Below are 22,019 nucleotides of genomic sequence, written 5' to 3' on the forward strand. Positions count from 1 at the left end.
TCTTTGTGCGCAGGAAAGATCGTGGTTGCCGGCCAGCGGCCGGCACTACCCGTGAGGCGGTTGCGGTGATCGCGCTCGGTAGATCCACGCCATGCGCGGATGCGTGGTGCGGGCCTGCGCAACACGCGCGCCGTGGTTGCCGGCCGGCGGCCGGCACTACCGGCCCGATGGATCGAGACCACCGGGCGTGCCCTTGCCGTGATCCATCACGCAGAACACATGGAAAAACGGCGCCCTGCGGGCGCCGTTTTCATCAGATTGCGTTACCCCCGGGGATCAGGCAACGCGTGCGATCCCCTGCATTTCCTGCTGGCGGAAAACCGAGACCGCTTCGGTCAGCGTCCCGGCCTGCGATTGCAGTTCGCGTGCCGCGGCGGTGGCTTCCTCCACCAGTGCTGCGTTCTGTTGCGTGGCCTGGTCCATCTGCACCACGGTCTGGTTGATCTGCTCGATGCCGATCGACTGTTCCTGCGAGGCGGCGGAGATCTCGCGCATCAGGTGACTGACGTTCTCCACACCACCGACGATGCCCTGCATGCGCTGGCCGGCATCGGCGACCAGCTGGGCGCCCTCACCGACCTGGCGACCGGCTTCGTCGATCAGCGCCTTGATCTCCTGTGCAGCGGCGGCCGAACGCTGTGCGAGCACGCGAACCTCACTGGCAACCACGGCGAAGCCACGACCCTGCTCGCCGGCGCGCGCCGCTTCAACTGCGGCATTCAGCGCCAGGATGTTGGTCTGGAAGGCAATGCCGTCGATCACGCCGGTGATGTCACCGATCCGCTTCGACGCGCCTTCAATGGCCTGCATCGTGTCGACCACCTGTTGCATCACGGCGTTGCCGTCGCCGGCGGCACTCTGTGTGGACGCGGCCAGCTCACTGGCCTGGCGGGCATGGGCGGCGTTCTGGCGGACGGTGGAGGTGAGCTCCTCCATCGATGCTGCAGTCTCCTGCAGATGCGCCGCCTGGCGCTCGCTGCGTTCGGACAGCGCGCCATTGCCGGCAGCGATCTCACTGGCGGCCGTGCTGATCGAGGCGGCGCACTGCTGGATGTGGCCCACCATGCGAGAGAGCTGGCCAGCGGTGGCGTTGGCGTCGCGCTGGATCGCGGCGAACGCGCCGTGATGTTCGCCGTGCATGCGCCGGTCGAGATCACCACTGGCCAGCGCAGAAAGCATCTGCCTTACCTCATCAACGGTGCTGCCGAGCGTGTCCAGCAGCTGGTTGATGCCGCCGGTCAGGCCATCGAGGAAGCTGGCGCCCTCGCGTGCCTGCAGGCGCTGGTCGAGGTCCCCCGCAGCGGCAGCGGCGACGATGCCGGCCACCGCGTTCTCCAGTGCCAGTTCATGGGTACGGTCATGCCACTCCACCGCAAAGCCCAGGCGCAGGCCCTGTGCGTCGAATACCGGAGTAACCACCTGGGCGAAGTGCACCGGGCCGATCTGTACCTTGCCGTTGTGGGTGACCTGCAGTCCATTGAGGATGGCGCGAATACGCTCGGGATTGGCGTGGAAGCGGTGGATGCTGCTGCCGACCAGGCGCTCCGCATCGAAATCGGGGAAGGCCTGGCGCAGCGTTGCCTGCTGGTTGCGCAGCAGGGCCACCACCGAGCGGTTCACATAGCGGATCACGTGGTCGTTGTCGGCGATCATCATCGCCGTGCGCGAGACATCCAAGGCCTGGCGGATCTGTGCGTTCTCGGCATTGGCGGCGGCCTCGCGACTGCGCTGCGCCTGCACGTGCCGCGCGGTATCGGCAAGCGCGTGGGCCAGCGAGCCGGGTGCGTAGGCCGTGGTGTTGGCATGGACGGCCAGGTCTGCGCCGGTGGCGATGTCGCGCGCCAGCGCGGCCAATCGCCGCGGACCGTGGCCCAGTGCCTCGGTCTGCTGGCGCAAACGCTGGGCGACCTGACCGAGCAGCACGGTCAGCCCGGCGAGCACGCCGGCCTGCAGCAGCGCCGGGCCTGGCGCTGCCCCGTGCAGCAGCGGAACCAGCAGGGACAGCGTGCCGACAGCGCCTGCCAGCCATACCGGCAGACGGTCGCGGTGGCCGAGCAGAACCCCGAGCAGCAATGCGATCGGCAATGCGGGCGACAAGGCGACGATCATGCCCACCACAGCCAGCTGCGCTGCGAGCAGCAGCGCCAGACCATTGCGGGCGATGGGACTGCCGGCCAGGGGGCCGGCCAGCCACGCCGCCGGCAACACGGCGGCCGCTGCCAGCGAAGCCTCCAGCAGGTGGTTGCCGCGCAGGGCCAGCCACAGACCTGCGGCAGCCAGCGCTGCGCTGCCGATCAGCAGATGACGGTCACCGCGGCGGGCGAGCTGCAGCAGGTGCGGCAGGCGGGTGGTATCGGGGGGGCGGGAGGATGCAATGGACATCGGCGACTCCTGGATCAGCAGACGACAACGATCACGCCGCAGCGCACGCAGATATGCGCGTGCAGGACATGGACCGGGAATTCAGGGAATGCGGCGCGGACAGCGACGCGGAGACGGGACACCGTGGCCACATCCTGTGGGTGACGGTGCAGCAGAGCGGGCATGCGGACTTCCTTGCAGAACCTGACACACGCCGCAGGCCCGACCGGACCTGCGTGCCGCGGGCGCAGGGGCCCGCAACTGAGGTATCGGCCGCAAACGCGCAGAGTGAAGTGCGCGGACGCTGCGACTCAGCCGGCGTTGTCGACAGCGAGGAAGCGCAGGATCACCTCGGCGATCTGCGCTGGTGTTTCCATGTGCAGGTGATGGTTGCCGGCGAACAGCGCCAGCCGTCCATCACGCAGGTGGCGCAGGCGGTCGCTGCGCATCGGCTCGGGGTAGTAGGACTGTGCCGGCGTGGCGTAGATGACCTGCGTCGGGCAGGCGATGGCCTGCAGCAGGTTGTCGATCTGGCCTTCGCTGAGCCGGATCGCGGTGGGCAGCATCAGGCGCGGGTCGCTGCACCAGCGATAGCCGCCCTTGACCGGTTCCACACCGCGTTCGACCAGCAGGCGTGCACAGGGCTCGCTGAGCTGGTTGGCCATCATCCGCGCACGGATCGGTGCGGCCAGATCGGGAAACACGCGTAGCTGCTTGCGCGCCAGCCCACGCGTGGCATTCACATGCTCGCGCAGGCGATGGGCGGTGTCTTCCTCGGGGCCACGCAGGCCACCCAGTGCCTCGATCGCCACCAACCGTTCCACGCGATCGCTGACCGAGGCGGTGAGGCTGGCGATGCCGGCACCCATCGAATGACCAAGCAGGCTGAAGCGGTCCCAGCCCAGCGCATCGGCCACATCGAGCACGTGGCAGATCGCGGCGGCGGTGGTGTAGCTGGCGCCCGCCGGCAGGTGCGCGCTGTGGCCATGCCCGGGCAGGTCGATCGCCACCAGCTGCAGCGATGACAGGTGCGGGGCCAGCGGCACGAAGCTGGCGGCGTTGTCGAGCCAACCATGCAGGGCCAGCACGCGCGGACCGTCACCGTCATGGCGCAGGCCAGCAACGCGCGCGCCAGCGACCTCCAGTTCAAACGGTTGCAGACTCATGCCAGCGCGGCCACGGCCAGCTGTGCCAGGGCGCGTGCGTGCTCCGCATCGGCGTTGAGGCACGGGATGTAGCGCATCGTCGCGCCACGCTCGGCCAGTGTCTCGGTGAAGCCCAGCGCCACTTCTTCCAGCGTTTCCAGGCAATCGGTGGCAAAGCCTGGGCAGACCACATCGATCTGCTTCACCCCGGACTCGGCCAGCGCCCACAGGCTCGGCTCGGCGTACGGCTGCAACCAGCGTTCGCGGCCGAAGCGCGACTGGTAGCCCATCTGCCACTGGTCGCTGCTCAGGCCCAGTGCTTGGGCGATGGCCTGCGCGCTGGCTTCGCAGCGTTGCGGATACGGATCGCCTGCGTCAGCCACGCGCTGCGGAATGCCATGGAAGGAGAACATCAGTGTCTGGCCGCGGCCATGCTGTTCCCAGTAGCGGCGGATCGATTCGGCCACCGCCTCGACCCAGCCCGGGTCGACGGCGTAGTCGCGCACCAGACTGACGGCCACCGCAGGGTTGCTGCGTTGCCAGGCATCCACCTTGTCCTGCACCGAGGCTGTGGTGGTGGTCGAGTACTGCGGGTACAGCGGCAGCACCACGATGCGGCGCGCGCCATCGGCCGCCAGGCGGTCAAGTTCGCCGGTCAGCGCGGGTTCGCCATAGCGCATGGCGTGGCGCACCGTCAGCGCCGGCAGCAGGCGCTGCATGGCCTGCGCCAGCTGACGCGTATGCACCATCAACGGAGAACCCTCGGGCAGCCAGACCTGGGCGTACTTGGCCGCGGAACGGCCGCTGCGCAGCGGCAGGATCAAGCCGCGCAGCAACGGCTGCCACAGCAGCGCCGGGATCGAGACCACGCGGGGGTCGGACAGGAATTCAGCCAGGTAACGGCGTACGGCGGGGGCCGTCGGCGTCTCGGGCGTGCCTAGGTTGACCGCCAGCACTGCGGTATCGGGTGCGTCGAGCATGGGCGTCATTGTCACCGATCCGGCGCCGCGCCGGGATGCAGGGTTCGGATTGCAGGCATAGTGCGCATCAATGTGAGCAGGGAACGCTCATTGGAGATTCATGACAACACTACTAATTTCAGTCACTTGCTATATCTTCCTATGGACTGACTTCTGGAGCCTGCCATGCGTCGCCCGATCCAAGCCCTGCTGATCGCCGCCAGCCTGCTGTCCAGCCAGGCCATGGCCGGACCGCAGGAAGACCAGCGCGCCCGCAACGCGGTGCGCGTGCTGGCCGAAATCCAGGAAATCCCTGAACAGGGCATTCCGGACAAATTGCTCGACGAAGGCCGCGCGGTCATCGTCATTCCCGACACGATCAAGGCCGGCCTGGTCATCGGCGGACGCCGCGGCCATGGCCTGATGTCGGTGCGCATGCCCAATGGCGCCTGGTCCAGCCCGGTGTTCGTGAAGCTGACCGGCGGCAGCATCGGCTTCCAGGCCGGCGTGCAGTCCTCGGACGTGGTGCTGGTGTTCCGCAATGACCGCAGCCTGGACAATCTGGTCAACGGCAAGTTCACGCTGGGCGCCGACGCCGGCGTTGCGGCCGGTCCGGTCGGCCGCAATGCCGCTGCTGCCACCGACGGCCAGCTGAAGGCCGAGATCTGGTCGTGGTCGCGTGCCCGTGGCCTGTTTGCCGGTGTTGCATTGGACGGTGCGGTGCTGCAGATCGATGATGCCGCCAATCTGGACGCCTACGGCAGCAACACCACGCCGCGGATGATCTTCGAGGGCCGCGCCGCCGGTGCGCCGTCGATGGATGTGGTCGCCTTCCGCGACCGTCTGGAAGAAGCCACCTACGCCGCGCGCAACAACCGCGCCGGCAACGGCGGCAACGCACCGCGCGCCCCGGCCCCGGCCGTGGCGCCGGCGCCTGTTCAGGCAGCTCCTGCGGCCCCGGCCGAGGCCACCACCGCGCCGTTGCAGAACGTGCCACAGAACCCGCCGCCGCCGCAGCAGGGCTTCCAGCCGGTCAACGACGGCGAAATCCGCACGGAAACGCTGGGCGGAAACTGACTTTTGTCACGCGCGCCGGTTAACAGCCGGTGCGCTATGCTCGACAGCCTGATCACTAACGTAACGAGCGTCTTTATGGGCAGTTTCAGCATCTGGCATTGGTTGGTCGTGCTGGCGATCGTTCTGCTGGTGTTCGGCACCAAGCGCCTGACCAGCGGCGCCAAGGACCTCGGCTCGGCGGTCAAGGAATTCAAGAAGGGCATGCGCGACGAGGACAAGCCGAACGCGCAGCTGGGCGATGAGTCGCGCAGCCAGGATGCCTCGCGCACCGCGCAGGACGAGCACGACCGCAACGCTCGCTGATCCGGAGCGATCGCCGTGTTCGATATCGGCTTCAGCGAACTGCTGGTGATTGCGGTGGTGGCCCTGGTGGTGCTCGGTCCTGAGCGCCTGCCCAAGGCGGCCCGCTTCGCCGGCCTGTGGGTGCGCCGTGCCCGTACGCAATGGGATTCGGTGAAACAGGAACTGGAGCGCGAGCTGCAGGCCGAGGAAATCAAGCGGCAGATGCAGGACGTGCGCCAGGGCATGCAGGACACCGAGAACCAGCTGCGCGCCAGCGGTGAGGCGATCCGTCGCGAAGCCCAGCAGGCGCAGCACGAAGGCGACGCCTTGGCGCAGGAAGTGCGCGCGCCGGCACCGGCCGATGTTCCGCCGCACCTGAGCGAACCTGTTGCGGCCGACGCTGCGGCACAGGAGGGCGCTGCGGTTCCAACCGCGGCTGACACGGCCGTCGACACCAGTGCGACGCCGCAGCCGCAGAGCACGGAGCGCCATCCATGAGCGAACAGGACTTCGGCGAAAGCTCGCTGGTCGAACATCTGGTGGAACTGCGCGGGCGCCTGGTGCGAGCGCTGCTGGGCCTGGGCGTGGTGCTGCTGGGGCTGCTGCCGTTTACCCAGCGGCTGTACAACGCACTGGCCGAGCCGTTGGTTTCGCAGCTGCCCAACGGGCAGACGATGATCGCCACCAATCCGGCCGGCGCCTTCTTCGCACCGTTGAAACTGACCTTCTTCGTGGCTTTGTTCGTGGCGGTGCCGTGGCTGCTGTACCAGCTGTGGGCGTTCGTTGCGCCTGGCCTGTACGCGCGCGAGAAGCGCCTGGCGGTGCCGCTGCTGGTGTCATCGGTGCTGCTGTTCTACACCGGCTGTGCGTTCGCCTACTTCCTGGTGCTGCCGGCGGTGTTCCACTTCCTGACCACCTTCAGCCCGGACGTGATCGCGATCACTCCGGATGCGAATGCCTATCTGGACTTCGTGCTGGCGATCTTCTTCGCCTTCGGCGGCAGTTTCGAACTGCCGGTGGCGATGGTGATCCTGGTGCTGCTGGGCTGGGTGACGCCGCAGCAGTTCAAGGAAGGACGCGGCTACGCGATCGTCGGCATCTTCGTGCTGGCGGCGGTGCTGACCCCGCCGGACGTGGTGTCGCAGCTGATGCTGGCGATCCCGATGTGCCTGCTGTACGAGCTGGGCATCCACGCCGCACGCTGGCTGGTGCCGTCCTCGGCAGTGAAGAAACCCGCCGCGTGATGCGGTAGCGCCGGGCCATGCCCGGCGTGCGGGGTTTGATGTGATGCCACCGCCGGGCATGGCCCGGCGCTACCGGTGGGACCGGTCAGGCGTGGAAGATGTCGCTGGAGGTCGGCGTGGTCGGGATCGGCGGGGCCGCGCGGCTGCCGCGATGTACGAACATCTGCTTCCACGCGGCATAGACCGCGCCGACGTAGAGCGGCATCAACACCGTGGTCAGCACCAGCTGGGCGATGAAGGCCGCCGCCAGCGGGCCACCGATCAGCATCGCGATCTGGATCACGATCACGAACAGGATGTACATGCAGAACGCGGCGATCAGGCCGAGCACGGCAAACACGATCATCGCGCCGATGTTCTCGATGCAGCCCTGCAGGCTCAGACGCAGCGCGTGCATGCCGCTCTGCTTGTCGAACACCACCAGTGCCGGCTGGGTGAACATCGCCAGCGACAGCGCCACCGCGCTCAGGAACACCAGCAGCATCCACAGCGCAATGCGCTTGGCCGGCAGGTTGGCGACCAGCGCAGCCGCATCGTCCGGACTGATCTGCTGGCCGCTGCGGCTGATCTCTTCCATCTTGGTCATGACCTCGCTGAAGGCGGTGAAGCCCTCGCGGCCGATCATCAGGAACAGCAGCGCGCCCAGCAGCAGCACCGCCAGCACCTGGATCGCCAGCGGCACCAGCAGGTGGCTGACGCGGTGGTCGCGGATCGGCTGCAGCAGGTGCGAGGCCAGGCCCGGGCGGCCTTCGTCGATCTCGCCCACGGCGTACAGCATGCCGCCGAACATGATCGGCGAGATGGCCAGCGTCATCAGCTGCACGGCCAGGCCAGCGGCACCGGGAATCAGCGTCGACAGCAGGGTGACCACCCAGCTCACCAGCAGCCAGGTCAGGCCGATCCGGGCCAGCTGCAGCGGCGCACGCCGGTACAGCGAGAACGTATCCAGCAACCACTGGGCGCCCGCCGAAGCCGGCAGCTTGCGAATCTCTTTCATGGACATCCGGGAAGGACAGGAGGGAGCCGGGCGGCTGCCCGTGGCGCCGATTATCCCTGTTTTGCCGCCGGCTGGGCTGAAGACAGCCGCGCCTGGCGGACGAAGCGGCGCAGCAGCTGGCGCGCCAGCGGTGCGGCGCTGACCGCGCGCTCGATGCTGCGGGCACAGCCGCCGTGGCGGCCGATGCAGTCGGCGCGGGCGCGCACATAGCCGCGCATGTGGTGGGTGGCGAACTCCGGATGGAACTGCACGCCCCAGGCCTGGCGCCCCCAGCGGAAGGCGTGGCAGCCGTCCAGCGGCGAACGGGCCAGCACCTCGGCCCCGTCGGGCGCGCGCAGCACGGTCTGCAGATGAGTGGCATGGGCGGCGAAATGCTGCGGCAGGCCCTGGAACAGCGGGTCCTGTGCGGCCTGCGGCTGCAGTTCCAGCTCGATGGTGCCGGACTCGCGGCCGGCCGGGTTGTAGGCCACTTCGCCGCCCAGCGCGTGCGCCAGCAGCTGATGGCCGTAGCAGATGCCAAACAACGGGCGGTCGTCATGGGCAGCCTGGCGCAGCCATGCGGCGCTGCGTTCGCTCCACTCGGCGTGGTCGGTGACGAACGCCGCCGAGCCGGTCACCAGCACGCCGGCGAAGGCGCGCGGGTCGGGCAATGCGTCGCCATGTTCAACATCGACCACCACGGTCTCGTGTTCTTCCAGCCCGGCGGCCACGCGGATCCAGTGCGGGAAGCGCCCGTAGCGGCGCAGCGACGGCACCGGGCGGCCGGTTTCAACGATCAGGAAGGGAGCTGGGTTCATCCGGGGGGGGCAGCACTGACAGGACTTCCTCGATTGTAGTCAGCCCCTGCGCCACCTTTTCAAGCCCGGCCTGGCGCAGCGTTCGCAGCCCTTCAGCCCGCGCGGCGCGGCTGAAACCGGCCAGATCCATGTCCGCACGGATCTGCCCGCGCAGCCGCGAGCCCAATGGCAGCAGCTCATACAGGCCGATACGGCCGAGAAATCCGGTGCGTCGGCACTCCAGGCAACCGACCGGTCGACAGGGTGTGGCGTCATCTGGATATGCCTCCTGGCTATCAGCCAGGACCGCCCAATCGGCCGCGCCAAGGCTGTGCGGCTGCTTGCAGTGCGGGCACAGCGTACGTACCAGGCGCTGGGCGAGGATGCCGTTGAGGGTGCTGGCCAGCAGGTAGTGCGGCACGCCCAGGTCGAGCAGGCGGGTGACCGCGGAGGGGGCATCGTTGGTATGCAGGGTGGACAGCACCAGGTGCCCGGTCAGCGAGGCCTGTACCGCCATCTGCGCGGTTTCCAGGTCGCGGATCTCGCCGATCATGATGATGTCCGGATCCTGCCGCAGCAGGGTGCGCACGCCGCTGGCGAAGTCCAGGTCGATGTTGGTCTGCACCTGCATCTGGTTGAACTCGGGCGCGATCATCTCGATCGGGTCTTCCACCGTGCACACGTTCACGTCCGGGGTGGCCAGTCGCTTCAGCGTGGAATACAGGGTGGTGGTCTTGCCCGAGCCGGTTGGGCCGGTGACCAGCACGATGCCGTGCGGGCGCTCGACCAGCGCGTTCCAGCCGGCGGCTTCCTGCGGGCTGAAGCCGAGCTGGTCGATGCTCTTGAAGGCGGCGTCCGGGTCGAAGATGCGCATCACGCACTTCTCGCCGAAGGCGGTGGGCATGGTCGACAGGCGCATTTCGACCTCGCGGCCGCCCGGCGAGCGGGTCTTGATGCGGCCGTCCTGCGGGCGCCGGCGCTCGGCCAGGTCCATGCGGCCGAGCACCTTGATGCGGCTGACCACGGCGGTCATCACCGCCGGGGGTACCTCGAACACCTTGTGCAGCACGCCGTCGATGCGGAAGCGCATGCGCCCCATTTCGCGGCGCGGCTCCAGGTGGATGTCCGAGGCGCGCTGCTCGTAGGCGTACTGGAGCAGCCAGTCGACGATGTGCACGATGTGCTGGTCGTCGGCGTTGACGTCGCCGGTGCGGCCCAGCTCGACCAGCTGCTCAAAGCTGGGCAGGGTGGTGTTGACCTCGCCGCGCACGTCGCCGCGCGCGCCCCGCACCGAGCGGGTCACCCCATAGAACTCCATGGTGTAGCGGTGCAGGTCCAACGGATTGACCACCGCCAGCTCGACCCGGCGGCGGGTGAGATGCTGCAGGTCACGGCGCCATTCCTGCACCAGCGGCTCACTGGTGGCCACCAGCACGCGCTCGGCATCCACCGCCAGCGGCAGGAAGCGATGGCGGCGGGCATAGGCGTGGGACACCAGCGCGGTGACCGTGGCCACGTCGACCCGGGTCGGGTCGATGCGCAGGTAGCGGCTGTCGGTGCGCCGGGCCAGCCATTCGGTGAGGCGCTCCAGGGTCAACTCGCCGCCGTCGCGGGCGGCCAGCTTGAGGTTGGACAGTAGTACCAGCGGGTGCACTTCACTGGCGTTGCGCGCGCCCTGCGCGGAAAACCGCATGCGCTCGTGTTCCTGTTCGGCCACCAGGCCGTCGGCGATCAGGGCCGCGGCCACCTGCTCGAACTGCAGGCGTCCCCACGGCAGCGGTACGCCGCCAGCTTCGCCGGGCGTGCCCACCGGCAGCCGATGTTCCATCTGCCTGCTCCTCCCGGGTACGGAATGCCCCGCAGGTCGGCCGTTATACTAGCGCACCCCCTTGCCGGCCAAGAATCGTCCGAATGTCCGCGACCCCGACCGTTCCGATCACCTTCCAGGGCCTGATCCAGACCCTGAACCAGTTCTGGGCCCAGCAGGGCTGCGTGCTCATCCAGCCGCTTGACCTGGAGGTGGGCGCCGGTACCTTCCACCCGGCCACCTTCCTGCGTGCGATCGGTCCGGAAGGCTGGAACGCGGCGTACGTGCAGCCGTCGCGGCGCCCCACCGACGGCCGCTATGGCGAGAACCCGAACCGCCTGCAGCGCTACTACCAGTACCAGGTGGCGATGAAGCCGGCGCCGGACAACATCCAGCAGCTGTACCTGGATTCGCTGAAGGCCCTGGGCATCGACCCGCTGGTGCACGACCTGCGCTTTGTCGAGGACAACTGGGAATCGCCGACGCTGGGCGCCTGGGGCCTGGGCTGGGAAGTCTGGCTCAACGGCATGGAAGTGACCCAGTTCACCTACTTCCAGCAGGCCGGCGGCCTGGAGTGCCGCCCGGTGCTGGGCGAGATCACCTACGGTCTCGAACGCCTGTGCATGTACCTGCAGAACTGCGACAACGTCTACGACCTGGTCTGGACCTATGGCCCGGACGGCCAGCCGGTGACCTACGGCGACGTCTACCACCAGAACGAGGTGGAGCAGAGCACCTACAATTTCGAATACGCCGACGTGGAAGAGCTGTTCCATCGTTTCGATGCCTGCGAGCGTGAGGCGCAGAAGCTGGTGGAAGTGAACCTGCCGCTGCCGGCCTACGAACAGGTGATGAAGGCCAGCCACACCTTCAACCTGCTCGACGCACGCCGCGCGATCAGCGTGACCGAGCGCCAGCGCTACATCCTGCGCGTGCGCGCGCTGGCCCAGGCGGTGGCCAAGGCTTACTACGAGCAGCGCGAGAAGCTGGGCTTCCCGGGCGCGAAGAAGGCCTGACGGCCGCTCTCCCTCTCTCAACTTCCGGGGCGCCGGACGCGTTGCGCGCTGCGCCCCCACCACAGGATCGAACCGATGAGCCAACTTTCCCCCCTGCTGATCGAACTGGGCACCGAGGAGCTGCCGGTCAAGGCGCTGCCGGGCTTGGCCCAGGCCTTCTTCGACGGCGTTGTTGAAGGCCTGCGCAGCCGCGGCGTCGCGCTGGAACTGGGCGATGCGCGCCCGCTGTCGACCCCGCGCCGGCTGGCCGTGCTGCTGCCCGGCGTGGGCCTGGAACAGCCGGAACAGCGCAGCGAAGTGCTGGGCCCGTACCTGAACATCGCGCTGGACGCCGACGGCCAGCCGACCAAGGCCCTGCAGGGATTCGCGGCCAAGGCCGGGATCGACTGGACCGCGCTGGAAAAGACCACCGACAACAAGGGTGAGCGCTTCGTGCACCGCGCGGTGAGCCCGGGTGCGCGCACCGCCAGCCTGCTGCCGGAGATCCTGCGCGAGGCGATCGCGGCGATGCCGATTCCCAAGCCGATGCGCTGGGGCGACCACGCCTGGGGCTTCGCGCGCCCGGCGCACTGGCTGGTGCTGCTGCACGGCGCCGACGTGGTCGAGGCCGAACTGTTCGGCCTGCAGGCCGGCCGCGTCAGCCGTGGCCATCGCTTCCACCACGACCAAGCCGTGTCGCTGGCGCAGCCGCAGGACTACGTTGAAGCGCTGCGCGCCGCCTTCGTGCTGGTGGACCCGAGCGAGCGCCGCGCGCGCATCGTCGCCGAGGTCGAGACCGCCGCAGGCAAGGCCGGTGGCAGCGCCCGCATCACCGAGGACAACCTGGAGCAGGTGGTGAACCTGGTCGAGTGGCCGTCGGCGGTGCTGTGCAGCTTCGAGCGCGCGTTCCTTGCGGTGCCGCAGGAAGCGCTGATCGAGACCATGGAAATCAACCAGAAGTTCTTCCCGGTGCTGGACGACAGCGGCACGCTGACCGAGAAGTTCATCGGCATCGCCAACATCGAATCGAAGGACGTGGCCGAAGTGGCCAAGGGCTACGAGCGCGTGATCCGCCCGCGCTTCGCCGATGCCAAGTTCTTCTTCGACGAGGACCTGAAGCAGGGCCTGGTGTCGATGGGTGACGGCCTGAAGACGGTGACCTACCAGGCCAAGCTGGGCAGCGTGGCCGACAAGGTGGCACGGGTGGCCGCGCTGGCCGAAGCGATCGCGCCGCAGGTGGGCGCCGACGTCGCGCAGGCCCGGCGCGCCGCCGAGCTGGCCAAGAACGATCTGCAGTCGCGCATGGTCAATGAGTTCCCGGAACTGCAGGGCATCGCCGGCCGCCACTACGCGGTGGCCGGTGGCGAAGCGGCCGAGGTGGCGCTGGCCATCGACGAGGCCTACCAGCCGCGTTTCGGTGGCGATGACATCGCACTGTCGGCGCTGGGCAAGGTGCTGGCCATTGCCGAACGCGTGGACACCCTGGCCGGCGGCTTCGCCGCAGGCCTGAAGCCGACCGGCAACAAGGACCCGTTCGCCCTGCGCCGCAATGCGCTGGGCCTGGCCCGCACGATCATCGAAAGCGGCTTCGAGCTGGACCTGCGCGCGCTGCTGACCAGGGCCAACGCCGGCCTGGTCGCGCGCAACGTGCAGGCCGATGTCGGCGAGCTGTACGATTTCATCCTCGACCGCCTGAAGGGCTACTACAGCGACAAGGGCGTGCCGGCCACGCATTTCAACGCCGTGGCCGAGCTCAAGCCCGGCTCGCTGTACGACTTCGACCGCCGCCTGGATGCCATCGGCACCTTCGCCGCGCTGCCGGAAGCCGAGGCGCTGGCTGCGGCCAACAAGCGCATCCGCAACATCCTGCGCAAGGCCGAGGGTGATATCCCGGGCCAGATCGACACGGCGCTGCTGCAGGAAGATGCCGAGCGCGCGCTGGCCGAAGCGGTCACGGCGGCCATCGATGACACCGGCGCCAGCCTGCAGCACAAGGACTACGTGGCCGTGCTGGCACGCCTGGCCCGGCTGCGCCCGCAGGTCGACGCCTTCTTCGACGGAGTGATGGTCAATGCCGAGGATCCGGCGCTGCGTGGCAACCGCCTGGCGCTGCTGACGCTGTTGGGCGAGCGCCTGGGCAAAGTGGCAGCGATCGAGCATCTGTCGAGCTGACGTCGTATCGGTCGTGCCGGCCGCTGGCCGGCATTGCCCCCGCGCATCGAATCGCCGGCGGATGTCCATCGGGGTCATCGCCGGCAGCGCGCAGGATGCCGGCATCCTCGCCTGCGATCGCGATGATCGCCACACAGGCGGGTAATTTGACCGCAACTTAACAACCGATCCTCAAGGGCGTGATGCATTTCGCATCGTCACCTCCGGTCGGTATGCTGTGCCGCATGCAGCCAAAGAATTACGCCCTGCCGCTGATGGTCCTGTCGCTGGCCGCCACCTCCGTGGCCCACGCGCGCGGCACCATCGACAAGGTGGACATCAAGGGACTGGACAAGGGCGACGACGCCGCAATCATCGAGAACATCCAGGAATCGCTGTCGCTGTACGACACGATCGGCAAGGAACAGGGCGAATCGCGCCTGGAGTACCTGCTGTCGCAGGCCGAGCGGCAGACCCGCCAGGCGCTGGAGCCGTTCGGCTACTACAACCCGGTGATCACCGTTGAAGCCCCGCGCGAGAACGAGCATGTGCGGGTGCTGATCCATGTCGACAAGGGCACCCCGGTGACCGTGCGCCGCGAGCACATCGACATCACCGGCCCGGCCATGTACGACCAGTACCTGCAGGATGACCTGGCCGCGTTCAAGCCCCGCAAGGGACAGCGCTTCGAGCATACCCAGTACGAAGCCAGCAAGATCACCATCACCCGGCGCTTGGCCGAACGCGGCTATTTCGATGCCGACTACACCCAGCGCCAGGTGCAGATCACCCGTGCCGACAATGCCGCCGACATCGACCTGACCTGGGACAGCGGCCGCCGTTACAACATGGGCCCGGTGCGTTTCGAGCAGGACTACTTCGTCGACAAGCTGTTCGACCCGTTGGTGTACTGGGAGCAGGGCAGCTACTTCCACGAGGGCAAGCTGGACCGGCTGCGGCAGTCGCTGACCAAGCTGGACTACTTCAGCGTGATCGACATCCAGCCGCGGCCCGACCAGGCCGATGAGAACGGCGAAGTGCCGGTGGATGTGAAGCTGACCCGCGCCAAGCGCACCATCTACACGGCCGGTCTGAGCTATGGCAGCGAGAGCGGCCCGGGTGTGCGCGGCGGCATCGAGCGGCGGTTCCTGAACAACCGCGGGCACAAGATGAACACGCAGCTGGACTATGCGCAGAAGCGCAAGAGCCTGGTGACCAGTTACCGCATCCCTGCCTTCAACTGGCTGGACGGCTGGTATACCTTCGCCGCCAGCGCCTACGACGAACAGACCGACTACATCGATCTACGCAACTTCAAGCTGATTGCCAGCCGCAGCGGCGAGATCAACGAGCACTGGACCGCGATCGCCTCGATCAACGCGCTGCGCGAGCGCTGGCGCTATGCCTCCGGCACCGAGTTCACCGATGCGGTCTACAACACCTCGACGCTGGTGTACCCGCAGATGGTCGCCGACTACGTCAACGTCGACGACCAGATGTTCCCGCGCAAGGGCATCAGCGGCACCGCGACGATGCGTGCCGGCGTCGAGGGCGCCGGCTCCGATACCAGCTTCGTGCAGGCCAATGCCGTGCTGCGCTGGTACATCCCGGTGGGTGAAAGCAATCGCCTGATCCTGCGCGGCGAAGGCGGCACCACCTGGACCAGCGACCTGGTGGCGATGCCGCCGAGCCTGCGCTACTTCGCCGGTGGCGACCGCAGCATCCGTGGTTATGCCTACCGCGAGGTGGGCCCGCGCACGCCGGCACCGGACAAGTACGCGCTGGGTGCCAAGAACCTGGTGATCGGCTCGGCCGAGTACGAGCACTACTTCAACGGTGGCCCGTGGGGTGCGGCGGTGTTCGTCGATACCGGCAGTGCCTTTGACAACACCATCGACCTGCATACCGGCGTCGGCTTCGGCGTGCGCTGGAAATCGCCGGTGGGTCCGGTACGTGTGGATATCGCCCACGGCCTGAACAACCCGGATTCGCAGTTCCAGCTGTACCTGAACATCGGAGCGGACCTGTGAGCACGCCCGCACCAAGCACGAACCCGAACACGCCGCCGCGCGTGCGCTTCTACCGCCGCCGGCGCTTCTGGGCGTGGTCCGGCGCGGGTGTGATCGGCCTGGTGCTGCTGGCGTTGTTGGCGGTGTACTGGCTGCTGCAGACCGTGGCCGGCCGTGACGTGCTGCTGGCGCAGGTGGTGGCGCGCCTGCCGGTGGGTGCCAGCTTCACCTGGGACAAGGTGGAAGGCCCGGTGGCCGGCCCGTTGACCCTGTACAACGTCGATTTCCGCTATGACGACATCCATTTCCACGCCGAGCGCGCGCACCTGGAGCCGGACCTGCGCCCGCTGCTGGGCCGCAAGCTGCTGCTGGACAAGCTGGAGCTGACCAACGCGACCTTGAACCTGGCCAAGAGCGATGAGCCGTTCAAGCTGCCGTCGTGGCCGGATTCCCTGCCGCAGATCGAGATGCCGCTGGCCATCCAGGCCGATGCCATCGCCATCGACGGGTTCCGCATCAGCCAGGCCAACGAACCGGTGATCGACATCAGCCGCGTGCGCGGTGGCATCGAGATCGCCAACGGCGAATTCCAGGCGCGCAAGCTGGTGGTGGACAGCGACATGGGCAACTTCACTGCCCAGGGCCGCTACATCCCGGCCAAGGACTACGACACCGATGTAACCGTCACGGCGGTGCTGCCGGCACCGCGTGGGCGTACCGCCGCCACGGTGGGGCTGGTGGCACGCGGCGATCTGGCACACATGGAAGTGGCCGTGGCCGGGCGTGCGCCGAAGCCGCTGCACGCGATGCTGGTGTTCGACGGGCGCACCGATCCGACCTGGAACGCCAGCGTGCGCAGCGAGGAGCTGGATCTGGCGCTGCTGTCGCCCGCCCTGGCAGGTTCGGCGATCGCGCCGCTGGCGCTGGACTTCACTGCCAGCGGCAAGGGCGGCAACGCCAACCTGCACGGCAGGTTGAAGCAGGGTGGGCAGGAACTGGAGCTGGCCCCTTCGGTGGTCTCGCTGCAGGACCAGGTGCTGAAGGTGTCGCCGTTGGTGGTGAAGGGGCTGGGCGGCGAAGCACGCCTGGAAGGCACCGCCGATTTCAGCAAGGAAGACCAGCAGACGCTCAATTTCTCGGTGGTGGCGCACGATCTGACCTACGTGCCGGCGCCGGACCCGAACACCGCCGGCAGCGCACCGGTGCCGGTGACGCTGAAGGAAGCACGCTTCGGCCTGGCCGGTACGCTCAAGGCCTGGGCGGCGATCGGCCGCGCCGATGTCGAACGTGATGCACAGAAGGCGCAGCTGCGCTTCGACGTGCGTGGCAACGACCAGGCCGCGTCGATCCACCAGCTGCAGGCGCAGACGCCGGGTGGCCAGCTGCAGGTGGAGGGCCAGGTGGCGTGGGCGCCGCAGCTGGACTGGGACGCCAAGGCCACGCTGAAGGACTTCGATCCCGGCTATTTCGTGCCGGGCTGGAACGGCCGCCTGTCCGGCAATCTGGCGTCCAAGGGCCGCCAGCTGCCGCCGCCGGCCAATGCGCCGCCGGGCACCGCCGGTACCCTGGAAGCCACGGTGGATCTGCCGTCGCTGAAGGGCATCCTGCGCCAGCGCAATCTCGATGCGCAGGGCAAGTTCGCGCTGCAGGGTGAGCAGGGCCAGGGCGAGCTGAAGCTGGCGTTGGGCAGCAGCCGGGTGACCGCGTCGGGCAAGGTCGGCGACCGCCTCGACATCGATGCGCGTTTCGAACCGTTGCAGCTGAGCGATCTGCTGCCGGGCGCCGATGGCGGCCTGCGCGGTCAGGTGCAGGTCAAGGGCCCGCGCGACGCACCGGACATCACCGCCGACCTGGTCGGCAACAACCTCAACTGGGATGGCTACGGCGCCGAGAGCGTGAGCATCAAGGGCCACCTTCCGTGGCGCGGCGAAAGCGGCACGCTGGCGGTGCAGGGCCAGCAGGTCAACGCCGGCATGCTGCTGGAACGACTCAACATCGATGCGCAGGGCAGTGTTTCCAACCTGCGCCTGGCCGCGCAGACCCGCAACGAGATGGGCGCGGTGGAGCTGCAGGGCAGCGTGCGCCAGCAGGGCACGCAGTGGCGCGGCGAGCTGGCGTCGCTGCGCATCGCACCGGTGAAGGGCGATGCCTGGTCATTGCGTGCACCGGCGGCGTTCGCGATCAATGGCAGCACCTACACCCTGTCCGAAGCCTGCCTGGCCGCCGCCAGCAGCGGCGCGTTGTGCGCACAGGCGAACTGGCCGCGCGAGGGCCTGGTGGTGCGCAGTGACGCGCTGCCGCTGGCGCTGGTGCAGCCGTGGCTGCCGCCGCAGTCCGGCCGCCGCATCAACCTGCGCGGTGAGGTCAGCCTGGACGCACAGATCCGCCCGCGCGGCAATGCCTGGGAAGGCCACGTGGAAGTGCGCTCGAAGGAAGGCGGCATCCGCCTCGGTGAGAGCCGGGTCACGGTGGGCGATACCACCCGTGGCGAGCTGGTGCGCTATGACCAGTTCTCGCTGAAGCTGGACATGACCCCGGCCAGCATCAAGGGCTACCTGGGCATGGGCTTCCAGGGCAACGGCTTCGTCGACGCCAAGATGCAGACCGGCTGGGAAGCCAGTGCGCCGTTGAACGGTGAGCTGTACCTCAACATGTCGCGGCTGTACTGGCTGGAGCTGTTCTCGCCGGACATCGTGCGCCCCACCGGCCTGATCGAAGGCCACGTCAGCCTGCGCGGTACGCGTGGCCAGCCATCGCTGGGCGGCGATGCGCAGCTGAGCAACTTCAAGGGTGAATTCCCGGCGCTGGGCCTGACCCTCGACCAGGGCAAGGGCAGCTTCGTCGCCCAGCCCGATGGCTCGGCCAAGATCACCGCGCAGGCCAATTCGGGGCAGGGCACGCTGTACGTGGACGGCGGTCTGTCCTGGTTCGGCGATGCGCAACCGCTGCAGCTGAAGATCCATGGCGAAAACGTGCTGGTGTCCAACACCAGCGAACTGCGCATCATTGCCAACCCGAACCTTGATTTCACCCTGGCCAAGGCCGCGATGGAACTGCGCGGCACGGTGCACGTGCCCGAGGCCGACATCGATCTGGAACGCCTGGACCGTGGCACGTCGGTGTCTGAAGACGTGGTGGTGCTCGACCCGGTGGATCCGGAAGAGTCGCGCACCTCGCCGCTGGACATGGACCTGACGGTGAGCCTCGGCGACAAGGTGAAGATGACCGGCTTCGGCCTGAAGGGCGCGCTGACCGGCAAGATGCAGGTGTGGGCCAAGCCCGGCCGCGAGATGACCGCCAACGGTGGCCTGGAAGTGAGCGGTCGCTACAAGGCCTACGGCCAGGACCTGACCATCACCCGTGGCAATCTCACCTGGAACTACAACGCGGTGTCCGACCCGCGCATCAACATCCGCGCCGAGCGCCGGATCGGTGATGTCACCGCCGGCATCGATGTGACCGGGCGCGCGCAGCAGCCGCGCGCGGACGTGTGGTCCGATCCGGCGATGTCGCAGTCCGAAGCACTGGCCTACCTGGTGCTGGGGCGCAGCTTGACCGGCGCCAGCAGCGACCAGACCCAGCAGGTCAACGCGGCTTCGGCGGCACTGTCGGCCGGCAGCGGCCTGCTGGCCTCGCAGCTGGGCGCCAAGCTGGGCCTGGACGATGCCGGCGTGAGCCAGTCGCGCGCGCTGGGCGGTTCGGTGATCGGCGTCGGCAAGTACATCTCGCCCAAGCTCTACGTCGGCTACGGCGTGTCGCTGGTCGGTGCCGGTTCGGTGATCACGCTGAAGTACCTGCTGCGCCGTGGCTTCGACGTGGAAGTGGAATCGAGCACGGTGGAAAACCGAGGTTCGATCAACTGGCGCAGGGAAAAGTAGCGCCACGCCATGCGGGGACGGGGCCACGCCGGGCCAAGCCCGGCGGGTGCAATACCCACCCCCAACCATCGGCCGTTGCCCCGCCGGGCCCCAGCGGCTATGGTCCCGGGCTGTTCTGTCGTACCGGATTGCCTCATGTCGCCACGCAAAGCCCTTCCCACCGCCCTGGCCCTGGGCCTGACCCTCGCCGCCGGCGCGCATGCCGATGAAGGCATGTGGATGCCGACCCAGCTGCCGGAGCTGGCCAAGCCGCTGCGGGCGGCCGGCTTCAAGGGCAACCCGGCCGACCTGGCCAACGTCACCGCGCCGCCGTTGAGCGCCGTGGTGCGTGCCGGTGGTGGCACCGGTTCGTTCGTGTCCGCCGACGGCCTGCTGCTGACCAACCACCACGTGGCGATGGGCGTGATCCAGTACAACAGCTCGCCCGAGCACAACCTGATCGACAACGGCTTCATCGCCAATGGCCGCGCCGACGAGCGCCCGGCCAACCCGGATTTCCGCGTGCTGGTGACCGTCGGCTTCGACAAGGTGACCGATCAGGTGCTGGCCCAGGCCCGCGGCAAGACCGGCCGGGCCTACTTCGATGCGGTGGACGCGGCCAGCAAGCAGATCGTGGCCGAGTGCGAGAAGGACGGCAGCGTGCGCTGCTCGGTGGCCAACATGTACTACGGCACCGATTTCTACCGCATCGCCCAGCTGGAACTGAGCGACGTGCGCCTGGTGTACGCGCCGCCGCGCGCGATCGGCAACTATGGCGATGAGATCGACAACTTCATGTGGCCGCGCCACACCGGTGACTTCACCCTGCTGCGCGCCTACGTCGGCAAGGACGGCAAGCCGGCTGCCTACAGCAAGGACAACGTGCCCTACCAGGCGCCGGCACACCTGCAGATGTCGGTGGAAGGCCCGAAGGAAGGCGACTACGCGATGCTGGCCGGTTACCCGGGCATCACCTACCGCCATCGCACGGCCGCCGAATTCGCCGGCCAGATCGATGCCGTGCTGCCGCGCCGCGTGTCGGTGTTCCAGCAGATGATCGACACCATCGAGACCGCCAGCGCCAAGGACGCGCAGGCGCGCACCCGCTACGCCTCGCAGCTGCAGTCGCTGAAGAACAACCGCAAGCGCGCCGCCGGCGAGCTGGAAGGCCTGCTGCGCAGCGACGCCAAGGCCCAGCGTGCCGCCGACGAGACGGCCATGCTGGCCGCCACCGACCGCAGGTACCAGGGCGACATCAAGGCGCTGCTGGCCAACCTGTCGCAGGGTGCGGCGGTGGGCGAGCGTGACCTGCTGCTGGAGCAGATGGCCGCGCAGAGCCAGCTGCTGCGCTCGGCCCTGCTGCTGGAACGCCTGCGCATTGAATCGGCCAAGCCCGATGCACAGCGCGAGAGCGGCTACCAGCAGCGCGACCAGGCGATGATCGAAGGCGTGCTCAAGCAGGTCCAGCGCCGTTACGCGCCGGAAGTCGAGAAGGCCCTGCTGACCACCCTGCTGACCCGCTATCAGCAGCTGCCGGATGCGCAGCGCGTGGCCGAGTTCGACGCCGCCTTCGGCCGCACCCCGGCACAGCTGGCCAAGGCGCTGGACACCCTGTACGCCGGCACCCAGCTGGGTGACGAGGCGCAGCGCCTGTCCCGTTTCGCCGCCGCGCGCGAAGGCAAGGCGCTGGCCGCCGATCCGCTGATCGCCGTGGCCGGCCCGCTGGTGGCCGCGCAGCTGCGCATCGAGAACGAGAGCAAGACCCGCGAAGGCGAGCAGCTGCGCCTGCGCCCGGCCTACATGCAGGCGCTGTTCGCCTGGCGTGCCAAGCAGGGCCGCGCGGTATATCCGGATGCCAACCGCACCCTGCGCATCAGCTACGGCAAGGTCGAGGCACTGCACCCGCGCGACGGCGTGACCTACTCGCCGGTGACCACCGTGGCCGGCATCGTCGAAAAGAACACCAACGCCTATCCGTTCGATGCGCCCAAGCCACTGCTGGCGGCGATCGCCAAGGGTGATTTCGGCAGCACCGCCGACCCTGCACTGAAGACCCAGACGGTCAACTTCCTGACCAACCTGGATACCACCGGCGGCAACTCCGGTTCGCCAGTGCTCAATGCCAAGGGCGAACTGATCGGCCTGAACTTCGACAGCAACTGGGAATCGGTCAGCGCCAGCTGGTGGTTCGACCCGCGCTACAAGCGCGCCGTGCACGTGGACATGCGCTACCTGCGCTGGCTGCTGGCCAAGGTCTACCCGGCCCCCGAGCTGCTGAAGGAAATGGGCGTGCCGGCAGAATAAGGCCGGTTGCGGGTGGGTGCCCACTGTTGGTGGGCACTGAGGCTCAGTCACGACC

General features: G+C 68.1%; 16 protein-coding genes. 9 read left to right on the plus strand and 7 right to left on the minus strand.

Annotation, left to right across the window (positions count from 1 at the left end; genetic code table 11):
• Positions 1 to 276 precede the first annotated feature (276 nt).
• From AC5YGJ_RS13775 to hemH, 4 genes are all read right to left on the minus strand, one after another.
• Positions 277 to 2,382: a methyl-accepting chemotaxis protein gene (locus tag AC5YGJ_RS13775; protein ID WP_496186849.1), complete on the minus strand. Its 2,106-nt coding sequence runs from the start codon at positions 2,380 to 2,382 to the stop codon at positions 277 to 279.
• Positions 2,383 to 2,396: 14 nt separating this feature from the next.
• Positions 2,397 to 2,546 carry a hypothetical protein gene (locus tag AC5YGJ_RS13780; protein WP_496186850.1) on the minus strand — a complete coding sequence of 50 codons (150 nt, stop codon included), beginning with the start codon at positions 2,544 to 2,546 and terminating at the stop codon, positions 2,397 to 2,399.
• A 126-nt stretch (positions 2,547 to 2,672) separates the two neighbouring features.
• Complete coding sequence (locus AC5YGJ_RS13785; protein WP_496186851.1) at positions 2,673 to 3,527, minus strand: alpha/beta fold hydrolase; 855 nt, start codon at positions 3,525 to 3,527, stop codon at positions 2,673 to 2,675.
• Positions 3,524 to 4,486, minus strand: a complete 963-nt coding sequence (gene hemH, locus AC5YGJ_RS13790; RefSeq protein ID WP_496186963.1) for a ferrochelatase — start codon at positions 4,484 to 4,486, stop codon at positions 3,524 to 3,526. Before hemH ends, AC5YGJ_RS13785 begins: the two co-directional genes overlap by 4 nt.
• A 165-nt stretch (positions 4,487 to 4,651) precedes the next feature.
• Here hemH and AC5YGJ_RS13795 point away from each other — a divergent pair, with 165 nt between their 5' ends.
• The 4 genes from AC5YGJ_RS13795 to tatC all read left to right on the plus strand — a co-directional run bounded on the left by AC5YGJ_RS13795 (position 4,652) and on the right by tatC (position 7,068).
• Positions 4,652 to 5,542, plus strand: a complete 891-nt coding sequence (locus AC5YGJ_RS13795; protein WP_496186852.1) for a lipid-binding SYLF domain-containing protein — start codon at positions 4,652 to 4,654, stop codon at positions 5,540 to 5,542.
• A 75-nt stretch (positions 5,543 to 5,617) separates the two neighbouring features.
• Complete coding sequence (gene tatA, locus AC5YGJ_RS13800) at positions 5,618 to 5,845, plus strand: Sec-independent protein translocase subunit TatA (RefSeq protein ID WP_005420453.1); 228 nt, start codon at positions 5,618 to 5,620, stop codon at positions 5,843 to 5,845.
• 15 nt (positions 5,846 to 5,860) lie between these two features.
• Positions 5,861 to 6,322, plus strand: a complete 462-nt coding sequence (gene tatB, locus AC5YGJ_RS13805; RefSeq protein WP_496186853.1) for a Sec-independent protein translocase protein TatB — start codon at positions 5,861 to 5,863, stop codon at positions 6,320 to 6,322.
• Positions 6,319 to 7,068: a twin-arginine translocase subunit TatC gene (gene tatC, locus AC5YGJ_RS13810; protein ID WP_057497773.1), complete on the plus strand. Its 750-nt coding sequence runs from the start codon at positions 6,319 to 6,321 to the stop codon at positions 7,066 to 7,068. The genes tatB and tatC overlap by 4 nt, the downstream gene beginning before the upstream one ends.
• A gap of 85 nt (positions 7,069 to 7,153) precedes the next feature.
• Here tatC and AC5YGJ_RS13815 read toward each other — a convergent pair whose 3' ends face one another.
• The 3 genes from AC5YGJ_RS13815 to AC5YGJ_RS13825 are packed head-to-tail and all read right to left on the minus strand — an operon-like array spanning position 7,154 to position 10,669.
• Entirely contained in the window at positions 7,154 to 8,065 is a 912-nt protein-coding gene (locus AC5YGJ_RS13815) for a BPSS1780 family membrane protein (RefSeq protein WP_057497774.1), read from the minus strand.
• Positions 8,066 to 8,115: 50 nt separating this feature from the next.
• Complete coding sequence (locus AC5YGJ_RS13820; RefSeq protein WP_249842424.1) at positions 8,116 to 8,862, minus strand: glutamine amidotransferase; 747 nt, start codon at positions 8,860 to 8,862, stop codon at positions 8,116 to 8,118.
• Positions 8,834 to 10,669, minus strand: coding sequence for a GspE/PulE family protein (locus AC5YGJ_RS13825; RefSeq protein ID WP_107232661.1), 1,836 nt, complete (start codon positions 10,667 to 10,669; stop codon positions 8,834 to 8,836). Before AC5YGJ_RS13825 ends, AC5YGJ_RS13820 begins: the two co-directional genes overlap by 29 nt.
• A gap of 83 nt (positions 10,670 to 10,752) precedes the next feature.
• On the opposite strand from AC5YGJ_RS13825, the gene glyQ reads away from it, so the two are divergent.
• The 5 genes from glyQ (at position 10,753) to AC5YGJ_RS13850 (ending at position 21,964) form a co-directional block, all read left to right on the plus strand.
• Entirely contained in the window at positions 10,753 to 11,664 is a 912-nt protein-coding gene (gene glyQ, locus AC5YGJ_RS13830) for a glycine--tRNA ligase subunit alpha (RefSeq protein ID WP_049430272.1), read from the plus strand.
• Between the two features lie 75 nt (positions 11,665 to 11,739).
• Positions 11,740 to 13,815, plus strand: coding sequence for a glycine--tRNA ligase subunit beta (glyS, locus tag AC5YGJ_RS13835; protein ID WP_496186854.1), 2,076 nt, complete (start codon positions 11,740 to 11,742; stop codon positions 13,813 to 13,815).
• 212 nt (positions 13,816 to 14,027) lie between these two features.
• Positions 14,028 to 15,824, plus strand: coding sequence for an autotransporter assembly complex protein TamA (locus AC5YGJ_RS13840; protein ID WP_249844932.1), 1,797 nt, complete (start codon positions 14,028 to 14,030; stop codon positions 15,822 to 15,824).
• Positions 15,821 to 19,681, plus strand: coding sequence for a translocation/assembly module TamB domain-containing protein (locus AC5YGJ_RS13845; RefSeq protein ID WP_496186855.1), 3,861 nt, complete (start codon positions 15,821 to 15,823; stop codon positions 19,679 to 19,681). Before AC5YGJ_RS13840 ends, AC5YGJ_RS13845 begins: the two co-directional genes overlap by 4 nt.
• 135 nt (positions 19,682 to 19,816) lie before the next feature.
• Entirely contained in the window at positions 19,817 to 21,964 is a 2,148-nt protein-coding gene (locus AC5YGJ_RS13850; protein ID WP_249842428.1) for a S46 family peptidase, read from the plus strand.
• The last annotated feature ends 55 nt before the right edge of the window (positions 21,965 to 22,019 follow it).

The sequence above is a fragment of the Stenotrophomonas sp. CS3K5 genome (assembly GCF_059515225.1).

Excerpts from the sequence above, each read along its gene's own strand:
- AC5YGJ_RS13775 (WP_496186849.1), bottom strand. The coding sequence starts at position 2,382 with ATGTCCATTGCATCCTCCCGCCCCCCCGATACCACCCGCCTGCCGCAC.
- AC5YGJ_RS13780 (WP_496186850.1), bottom strand. The coding sequence starts at position 2,546 with ATGCCCGCTCTGCTGCACCGTCACCCACAGGATGTGGCCACGGTGTCC.
- AC5YGJ_RS13785 (WP_496186851.1), bottom strand. The coding sequence starts at position 3,527 with ATGAGTCTGCAACCGTTTGAACTGGAGGTCGCTGGCGCGCGCGTTGCT.
- hemH (WP_496186963.1), bottom strand. The coding sequence starts at position 4,486 with ATGCTCGACGCACCCGATACCGCAGTGCTGGCGGTCAACCTAGGCACG.
- AC5YGJ_RS13795 (WP_496186852.1), top strand. The coding sequence starts at position 4,652 with ATGCGTCGCCCGATCCAAGCCCTGCTGATCGCCGCCAGCCTGCTGTCC.
- tatA (WP_005420453.1), top strand. The coding sequence starts at position 5,618 with ATGGGCAGTTTCAGCATCTGGCATTGGTTGGTCGTGCTGGCGATCGTT.
- tatC (WP_057497773.1), top strand. The coding sequence starts at position 6,319 with ATGAGCGAACAGGACTTCGGCGAAAGCTCGCTGGTCGAACATCTGGTG.
- AC5YGJ_RS13815 (WP_057497774.1), bottom strand. The coding sequence starts at position 8,065 with ATGAAAGAGATTCGCAAGCTGCCGGCTTCGGCGGGCGCCCAGTGGTTG.
- AC5YGJ_RS13820 (WP_249842424.1), bottom strand. The coding sequence starts at position 8,862 with ATGAACCCAGCTCCCTTCCTGATCGTTGAAACCGGCCGCCCGGTGCCG.
- AC5YGJ_RS13825 (WP_107232661.1), bottom strand. The coding sequence starts at position 10,669 with ATGGAACATCGGCTGCCGGTGGGCACGCCCGGCGAAGCTGGCGGCGTA.
- glyQ (WP_049430272.1), top strand. The coding sequence starts at position 10,753 with ATGTCCGCGACCCCGACCGTTCCGATCACCTTCCAGGGCCTGATCCAG.
- glyS (WP_496186854.1), top strand. The coding sequence starts at position 11,740 with ATGAGCCAACTTTCCCCCCTGCTGATCGAACTGGGCACCGAGGAGCTG.
- AC5YGJ_RS13840 (WP_249844932.1), top strand. The coding sequence starts at position 14,028 with ATGCTGTGCCGCATGCAGCCAAAGAATTACGCCCTGCCGCTGATGGTC.
- AC5YGJ_RS13850 (WP_249842428.1), top strand. The coding sequence starts at position 19,817 with ATGTCGCCACGCAAAGCCCTTCCCACCGCCCTGGCCCTGGGCCTGACC.